The 14,025-nt window shown below is 62.1% G+C and carries 12 protein-coding genes; 3 read left to right on the forward strand and 9 right to left on the reverse strand.

The window, feature by feature from the left end:
* Window positions 1-22: 22 nt before the first annotated feature.
* The 4 genes from CVS27_RS12065 to CVS27_RS12080 all read right to left on the reverse strand — a co-directional run bounded on the left by CVS27_RS12065 (window position 23) and on the right by CVS27_RS12080 (window position 8,998).
* Window positions 23-2,851 (reverse strand): aconitate hydratase, encoded by a 2,829-nt coding sequence (locus tag CVS27_RS12065; RefSeq protein ID WP_103465978.1) that lies wholly within the window; start codon window positions 2,849-2,851, stop codon window positions 23-25.
* A 68-nt stretch (window positions 2,852-2,919) separates the two neighbouring features.
* The gene (locus CVS27_RS12070) at window positions 2,920-5,385 is read right to left on the reverse strand and encodes an HAD-IC family P-type ATPase (RefSeq protein WP_103466032.1); all 2,466 of its coding nucleotides are present in this window, start codon (window positions 5,383-5,385) and stop codon (window positions 2,920-2,922) included.
* Window positions 5,386-5,539: 154 nt separating this feature from the next.
* Window positions 5,540-6,964: a class I SAM-dependent RNA methyltransferase gene (locus CVS27_RS12075; protein WP_103465979.1), complete on the reverse strand. Its 1,425-nt coding sequence runs from the start codon at window positions 6,962-6,964 to the stop codon at window positions 5,540-5,542.
* Between the two features lie 15 nt (window positions 6,965-6,979).
* The gene (locus CVS27_RS12080) at window positions 6,980-8,998 is read right to left on the reverse strand and encodes an APC family permease (protein WP_103465980.1); all 2,019 of its coding nucleotides are present in this window, start codon (window positions 8,996-8,998) and stop codon (window positions 6,980-6,982) included.
* Window positions 8,999-9,177: 179 nt separating this feature from the next.
* On the opposite strand from CVS27_RS12080, the gene CVS27_RS12085 reads away from it, so the two are divergent.
* On the forward strand, window positions 9,178-9,849 hold the full coding sequence (locus CVS27_RS12085; RefSeq protein WP_103465981.1) for a potassium channel family protein: 672 nt from the start codon (window positions 9,178-9,180) through the stop codon (window positions 9,847-9,849).
* Window position 9,850: 1 nt separating this feature from the next.
* On the forward strand, window positions 9,851-10,510 hold the full coding sequence (locus CVS27_RS12090; protein WP_103465982.1) for a potassium channel family protein: 660 nt from the start codon (window positions 9,851-9,853) through the stop codon (window positions 10,508-10,510).
* An 86-nt stretch (window positions 10,511-10,596) separates the two neighbouring features.
* On the opposite strand, the gene CVS27_RS12095 is transcribed toward CVS27_RS12090, so the two are convergent.
* From CVS27_RS12095 to dut, 4 genes are read right to left on the reverse strand one after another with little or no spacing between them, the layout of a single operon-like run.
* On the reverse strand, window positions 10,597-11,310 hold the full coding sequence (locus tag CVS27_RS12095) for a DUF3159 domain-containing protein (RefSeq protein ID WP_370739509.1): 714 nt from the start codon (window positions 11,308-11,310) through the stop codon (window positions 10,597-10,599).
* Window positions 11,311-11,640 (reverse strand): single stranded DNA-binding domain-containing protein, encoded by a 330-nt coding sequence (locus CVS27_RS12100; protein ID WP_103465983.1) that lies wholly within the window; start codon window positions 11,638-11,640, stop codon window positions 11,311-11,313. It lies immediately after the preceding gene.
* Between the two features lie 10 nt (window positions 11,641-11,650).
* Window positions 11,651-12,445, reverse strand: coding sequence for a DUF3710 domain-containing protein (locus CVS27_RS12105; protein ID WP_103465984.1), 795 nt, complete (start codon window positions 12,443-12,445; stop codon window positions 11,651-11,653).
* Window positions 12,446-12,481: 36 nt separating this feature from the next.
* Window positions 12,482-13,015: a dUTP diphosphatase gene (gene dut, locus CVS27_RS12110; RefSeq protein WP_243400157.1), complete on the reverse strand. Its 534-nt coding sequence runs from the start codon at window positions 13,013-13,015 to the stop codon at window positions 12,482-12,484.
* A 96-nt stretch (window positions 13,016-13,111) separates the two neighbouring features.
* Here dut and CVS27_RS12115 point away from each other — a divergent pair, with 96 nt between their 5' ends.
* On the forward strand, window positions 13,112-13,603 hold the full coding sequence (locus CVS27_RS12115; RefSeq protein ID WP_103465985.1) for a DUF3093 domain-containing protein: 492 nt from the start codon (window positions 13,112-13,114) through the stop codon (window positions 13,601-13,603).
* Between the two features lie 56 nt (window positions 13,604-13,659).
* Here the strand turns inward: CVS27_RS12115 and CVS27_RS12120 are convergent, their stop codons facing one another.
* Window positions 13,660-13,917, reverse strand: a complete 258-nt coding sequence (locus CVS27_RS12120) for a DUF4193 family protein (protein ID WP_103465986.1) — start codon at window positions 13,915-13,917, stop codon at window positions 13,660-13,662.
* Between the last annotated feature and the right edge of the window lie 108 nt (window positions 13,918-14,025).

The raw sequence follows: 14,025 nt of genomic DNA on the forward strand, positions 1-14,025 counted from the left end.
TTTCTGGGCCGGCGGGTGGGGACTAGCTCGCTGCGGAGATCTGACGCAGTACGTACTGCAAGATGCCGCCGTTACGGTAGTAATCGGCCTCACCGGGGGTGTCGATGCGCAGCACGGCGTCGAAGCTGACGGTGGTGCCGTCTTCTGCAACGGCCGTAACCTTCAGCGTCTTCGGCGTGGTGCCGTTGTTCAGCTCGGTGACGCCTTCAACGGAGAACGTTTCCGTACCCGTCAGGCCCAGGGAGGCAGCGTTCACGCCGGCCGGGTACTGCAGGGGAAGGACGCCCATGCCGATGAGGTTGGAGCGGTGGATGCGCTCGTAGCTCTCGGCAACAACAGCCTTCACACCCAGCAGGGCAGTACCCTTGGCAGCCCAGTCACGTGAGGAGCCTGAACCGTATTCCTTGCCAGCCAGAACAACCAGCGGGGTGCCGGCAGCCTGGTAGTTGACCGAGGCGTCGTAGATGTACGCCTGCGGGCCATCGGCCTGGGTGAAGTCGCGGGTGAATCCACCCTCAACGTTGTCCAGGATCTGGTTGCGGATGCGGATGTTCGCGAAGGTTCCGCGAATCATGACCTCGTGGTTTCCACGGCGTGAACCGTAGGAGTTGAAGTCCTTGCGCTCAACACCGTTGGCCAGCAAGTACTGGCCCGCGGGGGTCTCGGACTTGAAGGAACCGGCAGGGCTGATGTGGTCGGTGGTGACCGAATCGCCCAGCTTCAACAGAACACGTGCACCGGCAATGTCGGCGACGGGATCGGCTTGGGCCTTCATGCCCTCAAAGTACGGGGGCTTACGCACGTACGTTGACTTGGGATCCCATTCGAAGGTGTTGCCCTCCGGGGTCTCCAGGGACTTCCAACGATCGTCACCGTCAAAGATGGTGGCGTAGGAGTTGGTGAACATCTCACGGTCAATCGAGGCGTCCATGACTTCCTGAACCTCAACCGGGTTGGGCCAGATGTCGGCAAGGAAGACGTCGTTGCCGGCGTCGTCCTGGCCCAGAGCATCGGTCTCAAAGTCGAAGTCCATGGTGCCAGCCAGGGCGTAAGCGATAACCAAAGGCGGGGAGGCCAAGTAGTTCATCTTTACGTCCGGGTTGATGCGGCCTTCAAAGTTACGGTTACCGGAGAGAACAGCCGTCACGGACAGGTCGTTTTCGGCAATCGCGGCGGATACTTCGGTGTCCAAGGGACCGGAGTTACCGATGCAGGTGGCGCAACCGTAACCGACGGTGTAGAAGCCGAGATGCTCCAGGAACGGAACCAGTCCCGACTTCTCGTAGTAGTCGGTGACTACCTTGGAGCCGGGGGCTACAGAGGTCTTCACCCACGGCTTGGAAGCCAAGCCCTTGTTGACGGCGTTGCGTGCCAGAACGGCAGCAGCGAGCATCACTGAGGGGTTGGAGGTGTTGGTGCACGAGGTGATCGAGGCGATGGAAACCGCACCGTGATCAAGCTCGAAGGACACACCGGATTCGTTCTTCACATGGATCGGTGCGGACGGTCGGCCGTTGGCACCGGCAGCGGCGGAAGCCAGCACGCGCTCGGTGTCGTGGGTGTGGCTGTCTGCATGGGTGAAGGACGGGGCGTCGGAGGCTGGGAAAGACTCTTCCAAGGACTCATCGACCGTGTTGCCTTCAGCGTTCGCATCAGCGGCAACGTAGTTCTTCAGATCCGAGCGGAACTGAGACTTCGCGTTCGTGAGCTCGATGCGGTCCTGGGGACGCTTCGGTCCCGAGATGGAGGGAACCACTGTCGAGAGGTCCAGTTCCAGGTACTCGGAGAACTTGATCTCCACGGAGGGATCGTGCCACAGGCCCTGCTCCTTGGCGTAGGCCTCAACCAGTGCCAGCTGCTCTTCGCTGCGGCCGGTCAGGCGCAGGTAGTCAACGGTGACGCTGTCGATCGGGAACATGGCAGCCGTGGAACCGAATTCCGGGCTCATGTTGCCGATCGTGGCGCGGTTTGCCAACGGCACGCCGGCAACACCTTCACCGTAGAATTCTACGAACTTACCAACGACGCCGTGCTTACGCAGCTGCTCGGTGATGGTCAAAACCACATCGGTTGCGGTTGCGCCGGCCGGGATGGACCCGGTCAGCTTGAAGCCAACAACGCGCGGTATCAGCATGGAAACAGGCTGGCCCAACATGGCTGCCTCGGCCTCGATGCCGCCAACACCCCAACCCAATACACCCAGGCCGTTGACCATGGTGGTGTGGGAGTCAGTGCCGACCAGGGTGTCGGGGTAGGCGCGCAATACGCCGTCGACAGTGCGGGTCATGACAGTGCGGGCCAAGTACTCAATGTTGACCTGGTGCACGATGCCCATGCCCGGGGGCACAACCTTGAAGTCTTCAAAAGCTGTCTGGCCCCAGCGCAGGAACTGGTAACGCTCGCCGTTGCGCTGGTACTCAATGTCCATGTTGCGCTCGACGGCGTCGGAGTTACCAAACACGTCAATCTGCACGGAGTGGTCAATGACCATCTCGGCAGGAGCCAAGGGGTTCACTCGGGTGGGGTCGCCACCAAGTTCCTTGACAGCTTCGCGCATGGTGGCCAGGTCAACGATGCAGGGAACTCCAGTGAAGTCCTGCATGATGACGCGGGCCGGGGTGAACTGAATTTCGGTGTCGGGCTCCGCATTGGGATCCCAACCTGCCAACGCACGTACGTGGTCAGCTGTAATATTCGCACCATCTTCGGTGCGCAGGAGGTTCTCAAGCAAAACCTTGAGGCTGAACGGAAGGCTCTTCGCGCCTTCAACCGAGTTCAGTCGGAAAATCTCGTATTCGGTCCCGGCAACATTAAGTACGCCTTTGGAACCAAAACTGTCCACATTAGTCATCGATGGACTCCTCTCGCCACTGCTTTTATCTTGGTCACGCAGGGGCACGGATGCCAGTTAGGCACGCCTTACTCACGCTCGGAGACGGCGCCCCGCTTCTTCAGGAAACGGTAGAGCAGCTCGATCGCCAGACACCCTGCGACAGTTACGCCCATAGTAGCCGCTAACAGCGGCCCTGACGGAATATCGAGGGCGAAGAAATTCCTGGCGAAGGGAACAGCCATCACCAGGACCAGGCCAAGGACCATGGCGCCGACCAGCAGGGCCCGCCATTTGTCGAAGGGCCGGGCCAAGGTGCCCAGCACCCACAGGGCCACCAACAACACCGTCATGGTGGTTGCCGTTTGTGCCACGGTGACAGCTTCCTCCACACTCAGGGCCGGATCCGGAAAGGCTCTGGCGAAGGAGTAAACAGCCATGACGCAGCCGGCCACAATGGTGCCCGAGGGGATGGCAAACATGAGCGTCCGGCGCAGGAATCCTGGCTGGTACCGCCTTGCATTGGGCAGCAGGGCAAGGAAAAACGCCGGGATCCCAATGGTCATGGAGCTGACAATGGAGAGTTGGCGCGGCAGGAAGGGATAACGCCACATCAGCACCCCGATGACCACTGAGATGATGATGGCGTAGGTGGTTTTTGTCAGGAACAAATTCGCCACCCGCTCCACATTGGCAATCACCCGGCGCCCCTGCGCCACCACTGAGGGGAGGTGGCTGAACTGGCCATCGAGCAGCACCAGGCGCGAGACGGCCTTCGTCGCTGCGGCGCCGCTGCCCATGGCGATGCCAATGTCCGCATGCTTCAAGGCGAGGGCGTCATTGACGCCGTCGCCCGTCATCGCCACCACATGGCCGCGACTCTGCAGGGCCAGCACAATGGCCTTTTTTTGCTCGGGCGTGACCCTGCCCAACACGCTTTCCTTGGCCAAAACATCAGCCATGGCCGGTAAGTCTTCTGGCAGCCCGCGTGCGTCATATCCGTCGCCGGTGAATTCAAAACCCACCTCACGGGCCACGGCCGCCACGGTTCTGGGGTTGTCGCCGGAGATAATTTTCAGCTCAACACCCTGCTCGCGGAAGTACGCCAGGGTCTGTGCGGCGTCGGGCCGGACCTTTTCACGGAACAGGAGCAGGGCCACCGGCTCCAGGCCGGCAACGGAGAAGTCTGCTGACTCATCGGGGGTGATGGAGATCTCAGCGCTGTGAGGCGGCTGTAGCGGCCTGTGTGCCAGCACGAGCGCCCGCAGACCGCGTCCTGCGGCGTCGTGGGCGGCCGCCAGCGCCTCACTCTGGCTTTGCGCTGCCAAGACCATCTCCGGGGCACCCAGCACCCAGTCACCGGCAAGCCCGCCGGGACCGAAGGTGACGGCACTGAACTTGTGCGCACTATTGAACGGGACTTCCTCCACCGGCAGCTCCGAGGGCAGCGCGGTGTAGCTGCCGGCAAGGGCCCCGGACGTCGCATTGGCGTTGGGGTGGGCCCCCTGCCAGGCCAAAACCTGTTCCCAGCCGGGCACGGCGGCAAACTCCCGAGTGCTGGCCAGTTCCATCCGTCCCTCCGTCAGGGTCCCGGTCTTGTCCAGGCAGACCATATCCACCCGGGCCAGGCCCTCCACTGCAGGCAGCTCCTGCACCAAAACCTGCTGCCGGGCCAGGCTCACCGCGGCCATGCCAAAGGAAATGCTTGTCAGCAGCACCAGACCCTCGGGAATCATGGCCACAATGCTGGCCACGGCGCTCACCACGGCAATGCGCCACTCGCCCGACGCCAGGGCCCGCTCCCAGCCGCCGTGGGCGCTCATTTGGCCGTTGATGACCAACAAGATGATGGGAATCAACGCCCACGTAATGTACAAGATGATCTGGTTGATCGAGTTGCGGATCTCCGAGTTGACCAGGGAGAAACGGCGGGCCTCAGCTGTCAGCTGCGATGCGTAGGACTCCGCCCCCACCCGGTGCACCCGGGCAGTGCCGAAGCCCGCCACCACGGCCGAACCCGACAGGGCCAAATCCCCCGGGTGCTTCTCCACGGGATCGGACTCCCCCGTCAGCAGGGATTCATCAATCTCCAAGGAGTCCGCGTCCACAACAATCGCATCGGCGGGGATCTGGTCGCCTGTGCGCAGCAACAACACGTCGTCATAGACGACGTCGGCAACTGCCAGCTCCACTTCCTGCGCATCACGGCGCACACGGGCCCTGGGAGCATGGAGCACCGCCAGCCTGTCCAGGGTCCGTTTGGCCCGGTACTCCTGAACCACGCCAATAGCAGCATTGGCCAGCACAATGAAGCCAAAGAGCGCGTCCCGCGGGTCTCCCACAATGAGCACCAGCACCAGGCAGGCACCCAACACCGTGTTGAACAGGGTGAACACGTTGGCCCTCACAATGGCCCACATGCTGCGGCTGCTTTCATGCCGCACAGCGTTGCTCAGCTCGGCGTCGTGGCGTTCGCGCACTTGCGCCGCAGTGAGGCCATCACGTTCCAGCACCACCTCGTCAACCGGCGCCAAGTTCGCCCGGGCCGCTGCCATGGCCGCTTTGCGATGTTCATCGCGCCGTTCGGCAATGAGCGTCCCTTTGGGCTTGTTGCGCGTCAGATCCCGCCGCTGGGGCCGCACCTTCGGTGGTGTCTGGTTCAAGAGGCTTCCTCGGGTTTTGCTGGCGTGTGGCTGGCGTCAGCGCGTGTTAGCTGGCGATGGCAGCTGCCGGAACCAGCAGGGCCACTGTCTCCACGTGGTGGGTGTGCGGGTACAGGTCAAACGCCCGCACCTTGGCCAGGCGCCAGCCAGCGTTGGCAAAGTACTTCACGTCCCTGGCAAAAGCTGCCGGATCGCAGGAAACGTAGGCGATGGCCTGGGGCTGTGTGGCCACCAAGGCGCGGACAACCACCTTGCCGGCACCTGCGCGCGGCGGATCAAGCACGACGGCGTCAAATCGCCTGCGCTGTCCGGCCGCCGACTGCGAGGCCCGCGACTGGGTGCCCAGAATCTTTTCCACGCGGCCCTGCAGGATCTCCACCTGCTCGCTGGCATGCAGGTTCTTGCGTGCATCCCGACTGGTGCCGGGCGAGCCTTCCACCGACAGCACGCTGCCGTCGGAGCCCACGGCGTCAGCCAGCGGCGCCGTGAACAGGCCGGCCCCGGCGTAGAGGTCTGCCACGTCGGCGCCGTCGTTCAGGTAACCACCCTCGAGCAGGAAGCCCAGGGCGGCATCCGTGAGAACCTTCGGGGCGTTGCGGTGGATCTGCCAGAAACCGTCACCTGTCACGCGGAACTCGTGATCTGCTGTGGTTTCCTTGACCCAGCCGCGGCCGCTGACCACTTCGATGGCGCTATTTTCGGGGTTCCAGCGGGCCACCGACGGCGGTGTTTCCAAGGCGGCGAGGGCGCGGGCAATACGGTTGACGGCATGGCCGGCAGCCTTTTCGCTCAAGCCGTGGGCCGGAGCCAGGAGCACCAGCACGCCGGAGCCATTGGCGGGGGCAGCCACTTCAACGCGGTCAATGCCGGTGAAGTCCAGCTCCCAGAGGCGCAGCTCGTCAACGGCTGGCAGGGCCAGCGGCATTTCGGAGATGGGCAGGACTGTGTGTGAGCGGTGGGCGTGCATGCCCAGCTTGCCTGACGGCGTCACGGCGAAGCCCACGCGTGTGCGCCAGCCCAAGCCGGCCTGCTGGGCTTGCGTCCCTGAACTGTCCACATCCTCAACACCTGCGGCGAAAAGCTCATTCAGGCGCTCGGTGGGGACCCCGCCCAGGCGTTCGAGCTGTTCACGGACAACATCAGTTTTGAGCTTCAGCTGGCCGGGGCGCGAAATATGTCCAAATTCGGCACCACCAATGGGTGAGGCTCCGCGGGCACCTGCCCGCAGCGCGTCAGCCTCGGGCCAAAAGTGGCTCACGCGGTCCGGGGACCCTTCCACCACGCGGGTGACATCCGCGCGCCAAAACTTGGCGTCGGCGTCGTGCTCGGTGAGAGCGATCTCCACGGTCTCCCCCGGAATGGCATGGCGGACAAAGATCACGCGTCCGTCATGCCTGGCAACGCAGTGGCCGCCGTGGGCCACCGGTCCAACTGTGACGGTGAGGCGGGGGGTGCTAGTGGGCTCGCTCATATGCTCTTTGCTCTTCTATTCTTGGTACTTCTTCGCGTCTGTGGAGGACTTCAGCTGCCAAGGCACACTGGCCACCACAACGCCGGGTTCAAAATGCAGCCGCGTTTTAATGCGCAGGGCAGTCTGGTTGTGCACCAGCTGCTCCCACCATTTTCCCACCACGTATTCCGGGATGTACACCACTATCAAGTCGCGAGGGGCGTCCCTGCGCATGGCCTTGATATGGCTGATGAGCGGCGTCAACGTTTCCCTGTACGGGCTCGCCAACACTGTCAACGGTACCGGGATGCTCAGCCTCTCCCAATCCGCAACGGTTTGGGCGGTCTCGGCGGGGTCCAGATCAACGGTGATCGCCTCTAGCGTTGACGGCCTTGAAGCGCGGGCAAAGGCGACAGCCCGCATGACAGGCTTGCGCACATGGGAGACTAAAATCACAGCGTGAATCCGGGCTGGAAGCGCCCTGATCGCAAAATCAGACTCGACCTCCAATTCCTTGGCCACATTGTCGTAGTGGGACTTGATGCTCCACATGACGGCGAAGAGCACCGCCATGGCCAGCAAAGCTATCCAGGCGCCCTGTTCAAATTTGGTGACCAGGACAATCAACAGCACCGTCAAGGTCATGCTGAAGCCGATGGAGTTGATGATCCGTGAACGCTTCATCTTGAACCGGATTGACTTGTCCTTGACCTTGAGAAGTTCCCGGGTCCAATGGCGGATCATGCCCAGCTGGCTGGCCGTGAAGGAAATGAACACGCCCACAATGTACAGCTGGATGAGCCGGGTGACGTCGGCGTCGAAGGCAATGATGAGCACCAGCGCACCAACCGCCAGCAGCAGCACGCCATTGCTGAAGGTCAGCCGGTCTCCGCGGGTGCGCAGCTGGCGGGGCAGGTAGCCGTCCCTGGCGAGGATGGAGGCCAGGACGGGGAAGCCGTTGAAGGCTGTGTTGGAGGCGAAAACCAGGATCGTGCCCGTGGCGGCAACAATGATGAAGAACGGGATGGAGCCGGCCCCGAAAATGGTGGAGGCGATCTGGCTGATAGACGGGTTCTGCACATAGTCGGTTCCCGGCGCCACACCGTTGACCAGAAATTCGGTGTGCGGATCGGCCACAATGTGCACGTCCGTGGCGTCTGCCAGGAACAAGATGCTGGCCATCATGCCGGCAGCGATGGCGCCGAGCAACAGCAAGGTGGTGGCTGCGTTCTTACTCTTTGGCTTGCGGAAATTCGGTACACCGTTGCTGATGGCCTCAACACCCGTCAGCGCAGCAGCGCCGGAGGAGAAGGCGCGCAGGAGCAGGAACGCACCGGCCAAGCCCACCAGGCCCTGGTTGAACGCAGCCTCTGGAACAATCTCAAAGTCGGCCGACGGCGCCCTGCCCAAGGTTCCCGTGGCGGCCTGGAACAAGCCGGCGGCCGTCATGGCGAAGATGCAGAACATGAAAATGTAGGTGGGGACGGCAAAAACGGTCCCGGCTTCTTTGATGCCGCGCAGATTCACCAGGGCCAAGATGATGACACCCACCGCCGCAACGGCAGCCTGGGTGCCGTGCCAGCCCGGAATGGCCGTAGCCAGGTAGTTCGCGGCTGAGGACATGGACACTGCCACTGTCAGCACATAATCCACCATGAGCGCGGAGGCCACTGTGAGGCCCGCCGACTTGCCAAGGTTGACCGTGGCAATCTCATAGTCGCCACCACCGGAGGGGTAGGCGTGCACATTTTGGCGGTAGGAGGCCACAACTGTCAGCAACACGACCATGACGGCGAGCCCCACCCAGGGGGACAGTGACACGGCTGCCACACCGGCCAGGGCCAGTGTCAACAGGATTTCATCCGGCGCATAAGCCACTGAGGACAACGCATCGGAGGCAAAAACCGGCAGCGCGATGCGTTTGGGCAGGAGCGTATGGGCGAGCTTTTCGTTGCGGAATGGACGTCCCACAAGGACTCGCTTGAACGCGTTGAAGAAGTTCAGCACGCGGGTAACGCTAGCACCACTGGGGGCCGCACGGGTGTCCAATGTCATTGCCACCGCCTCCATGTCACACTAGGGCTAGAGATTTTGGCATTACGCGGCCCCGTCCCCAACTTGACCGGAGGGCCGCAACTATCGTGAAATTAGTACCCGCACCGCATGGCAAAGCATGCGGCACCAGCAGCGGTCGGCCGGGAATCCCCGGCAATCCGCTATAACAAGGAGCACCAGTGGCACATTTTGTGATCATGGGTTGCGGTCGGGTGGGCGCCACACTGGCCCACACCTTGGAGGACTCAGGTCACTCCGTGGCGATCATTGACCAGGACGAGCGGGCGTTTAGGCGTTTGCGCACAGGTTTTGGCGGACGCAAAATCACAGGTGTTGGCTTTGACCAGGAAACCCTCAAGCAGGCGGACATTGAGCACGCCTACGCTTTTGCAGCTGTTTCCAGCGGTGACAACTCCAATATTCTGGCTACCCGGGTGGCCCGCGAGACGTTCCATGTGGAGCATGTGGTGGCTCGCATCTACGATCCAGGCCGGGCGGAAATCTACCAGCGCCTGGGCATCCCCACGGTTGCTGCCGTGCGCTGGAGCGCCGATCAGGTGCTGCGCCGAATCCTGCCTGAGACTGCCATCAAGGGTGACTTCCGTGAACCATCGGGGCGTTTGATCCTGACCGAACTGGCGCTGCATCCGGACTGGATTGGGCGCCACATTTTGGATATTGAATCCGCTGCCAAGGTGCGCGTTGCCTATTTGACCCGCTTTGGTGAAGGCATTTTGCCGGGCCCGGACACCAGCTACCAGCAGGGCGACACAGTCCACGCCATGATAGTCAGTGCACGGTTTACCGACGTGGCCCACATTCTTGCAGCTGCCCCCGCGAAGGAGAATTAGCATGATTGTTGTCATTGTGGGTGCCGGCAGCGTGGGTTGTTCCATTGCCAAGGAACTGCTGTCCAACGGGCACGACACCCTGCTCATCGACCCCAAGCCCGAAGTCATTGGCAAAAGCGGTTTGCGGGGCGCCCGGTGGCTGGTGGGCGACGCCTGCGAAATCAGCACCCTGCGCGAGGCCAAGCTGGAAGAAGCCGACGTGGTGGTCTCGGCCACCGGGGATGACAAGGTCAACCTGGTGGTATCCCTGCTGGCCAAGTCGGAATTTGGTGTGGGCCGCACGGTGGGCCGGGTCAACAACCCCAGGAACGACTGGATGTTTGACGATTCGTGGGGCGTTGACGTTGCCGTGAACACTCCGCGCCTGATGACAGCCCTGGTGGAGGAAGCAGTGGAAATTGGCGACCTGGTTCGCCTGCTCACCCTGCAAACGGGCGTGGCTTCCCTGGTGGAGTTCACCGTCCCGGAGGATTCGCACGTGATTGGTTCAATGGTCAGCGCCATTCAGTGGCCGCAAGATTCAACACTTGTGGCGATTCTGCGCGATGAAGCACCCATCACGCCCAGCGGCGATGATGTGGTGGAGGCTCACGACGAACTGTTCTTCATCACAACCATTGCAGCGGAAAACGAACTGCGCACCCTGCTCACCAACGACTAAACAACTGGCCCGCAGAAAACGCCGAAAATTCACGAATTTCACGTGATTTTCGGCGTTTTCTGCGGGCTAGTTGTTTAACCTTGGGGTCAGTCGCTTGCTGCGGGAACATCTGCCGCAGGGCGGCTGACCAGCCAGGCGATCCACAGGCCAAACGCGTACAGCGGCACACCCATGATCAGGCGCATGGCTCCGAGCGCGTCGACCTGCCCGGCGAAGTACAGCGGCAATTGCACAGCAAGCCGGGCACCCATGACGCCCACCAGGATCCAGGTGGCAACACGGTAGGCACGGAGCCGCTCAGGCTGCTGGCGCCAGCGAGTGCCCTCGTTGCGGGCATAGCCAAACAGGAGCCCCAGCACGGGCCAGCGCACAGCAATCGAAACCACCATGGCCAGGATGTAGCCGGCGTTGGTGTAGAAACCCACCGTGTAATAGTCCTCGGCTTTGCCCGTTTTCATGGCCAGGAACGCGGAAAGTGCGACGCCGACAATTCCGGCCAGCGCCTGCGTCAAGGGGGTTCGCTGGACCAGCCGGGCAACGAGGAAAACGGCGGCCATGGCGACAGAACCCACCAGGGCAACCGTCAGGTCCCGGGTCAGGGTGAACGCAACAAGAAAGACTAGGCCCGGAAGAATGCTTTCGGCAATGCCCCTGACTCCCCCGGCAGCAGCCAGCAAGTCGATGTGCCCATTTTCCTTGCGCACCAAAGGGTTCTTGGCCGCCAGTTCCTGGGCCATGTCGGCAAAACCGCCTACGGGTTTGGCTGCCTGGGAGTCTTCTTCGGGGCTCTTCTGGCTCAACTAGCTCTCCTGGGTTCCAATAATTTCATAACGAGGGTTGTACATGGTGGGCAATCCCTCGCGCAGGGACACCATGCCTTCAACGCGCAGGCGGGTGCCGGCCGCGACGCCGGGTACCCGGCGTCGGCCAATCCACACCAAACGCAGGCGGTGATTGCCCGCTGCAGGGTCCAGCTTGTGCGACTCCCGATCGGTGACAATGGCCGTGTAGGCCGGCGACGCCGATGCCGGCAAAATGGTTACAGCATCGACAACGCCGCAGCACACGGCCCGGCCGCGTGGAGGCAGTTCATTGATGGCAACTGCCGGCGGCCACTCACCGTATTGCATGGGCACGAAACTAACCGACCGCCGTGATTTCAGGTCCACGACGGAAGGGCTCCCCGCCTTGGGCCGGTGAGGCATGGTCAGCCACCACGGCGCCTTCCGGGCTGGCGGCTGCATCCTTGGGCAGGCGCAGCAACAACAGATCGCGTGGGGGCAGCGGCGTTTCGCCGCGGACCACCACAACGCCGCGGAACAAGTTCTCCAGGTCCGCTGCGGCTTCGCTGTCCACGGCGGCGTTTCCGCCCAGAACGCCACGCAGGAACCAGCGCGGACCGTCGATGCCAATGAAACGGGCTACGCGGAAACCGTTGCTGCCGTCGGCGCCCTGGGCCGGAACCTTGGCAAGGACTTCCTTGCCAAAGGTGCCGTCAAGAATTTCAATCTCGCCGCCCTGCGAACCAACGGACAAGCCGATCTGCTCACGGATGTCGCGCCACAACTGCTCGGAACGCGAGGCGGCAAAGGCCTGCAATTGGAGGCTGTTACCGTCCAGGTCAAGCGTCACGGCGATGACGCGTGAGGTGCTTTCTTCCACCTCCAGGCGCAGGGAGAGCCCTTCGAGCGGGGTGATGAGCAAAGCTCCCAAGTCGATGTAGCCGTCAGTGCTGTCCACCTCGGCAGCGTCCAAGGGTCCGTGCAGGGCACGGTCGTAGACGGTGTCGGCCGGATCTGGCGGGAGATTCAACGTGGCTGTGGCACCCTCGGGGCCCTGCGCCGCGTCAGCCGCATTCTCGGCGGAACTACCGGCATCTTCTCGCTGGTCGATGTCTTCGCTGATCTTCTTTTTCTTACCGAACCCGAAAGCCATGGGATTAAAGACTCCTTGTGAAAGATGAAACGGCAATCAGCCGTTGGTGGTCCCTGAGGTGGTGTCGCCGTTTGCGGACGGGGCAAAACCACCAGTGGATCCGAAGCCGCCGGTACCGCGCACCGAGTCGGGCAGTTGATCCACCGCAACAAAGTTGGCGATTTCCACGCGCTGGATGACCATTTGTGCAATTCTATCGCCCCGGGACAGGGAGATGGAGTGGTGTGAATCGGTATTCAGCAGTGTTACAGAAATCTCCCCGCGATAGCCGGCATCCACGGTGCCAGGGCTGTTGACAATGGTCAGCCCGTGCTTTGTGGCCAGGCCCGAGCGCGGGTGAATCAAGGCCACCAGGCCAAAAGGAAGGGCAAGGCTGACGCCCGTGGGAACAAGCACGCGTTCACCAGGTGCCAGGACAACATCTATCCGGGTGCGCAAGTCTGCGCCGGCATCACCTGGGTGAGCGTAGCTGGGAGGGTCAATCCCGGCGTCGAGCATGCGCAATTGCACGCTCACATTTGCGCCGGGCTGATCCGGTTCTTGGTTTGAGGCAAAAGTCTGATGGGTCACAACAGCTCAGTGTATCCCGAAGCGAACACTGGTGGCGGCGGGCGGCGCTGCCGGGCCCGAAGTGAATTACTGCCGGAAAGATGAAAAGCTACATACATGTCATCTGAATCGCCGCAAGGCGCCATGTCCCCCACCACGGCCAACTACACCGAGAAGCTGTGGCCCACCTTTTGGATTTGGGTCATCGTGCTGGGACTTTCCGCCGCTGGCATCTTGATCTTCATCCCCATCAGCCCCTTGGCCGGCTATGTGGCATTCGCCGTGCTGCTGGCGGCGCAAGTGGTGATGCTGGTGACCTCCACCCCCACCATTTCCGTGACGCCGGAGACGCTGCAAGTGGGCAGGGCCCAGATTGACCGCAAGTTCGTTGGCGATGTCAGCTACTATTACGGCGATGACGCCACGGCCCAGCGCGGCATCAAACTCAACGGCCTGGCCTACCTGTGCATTCGCGGCTGGATCAAGCCCGTGGTCAAAATTGAGATCACCGATCCCGATGACAAGACGCCCTACTGGTTGACATCCACCCGCAACCCGGAGCACCTGGCCGCAGCACTGGGTGGCGCCGTGCCGAAGAAAACCAGCTAAGTACGCCAACAACAATGGCCACCCCATTCACCGGGGTGGCCATTATTTATGGGCCTCTAGCCTTCGCAGTCCTTGCAGTACTTCAGGCCGTTCTTTTCCTTGGCCAACTGCGAACGGTGCCGCACCAAAAAACATGACCCGCAGGTGAATTCGTCGGCCCGCTGGGCCACGATTTCCAAGGCCAGCTCCTCGGGCGAGACGTCAGCACCGGGAAGTTCGTAGAGTTCGGCCAGCTCGGTTTCCGCCAGATCGATCACCGCCGAGGGTTGCGCTGATCGTCCAGCCGTGCGGGGAGCGTGAAAGCTGGTGGTCATGACTACATCCTCACTTCGCTGCCAAGTGCGGCAGATACTAAATACAGCCAATACCCTAAGGCTCAAACGCCTGGCGCGTGCCCGGCGCTGCCAAGAGTTCGCAGCTGG

It is taken from the genome of Arthrobacter glacialis, from assembly GCF_002909445.1.
Taxonomy (GTDB): Bacteria; Actinomycetota; Actinomycetes; order Actinomycetales; family Micrococcaceae; genus Specibacter; species Specibacter glacialis.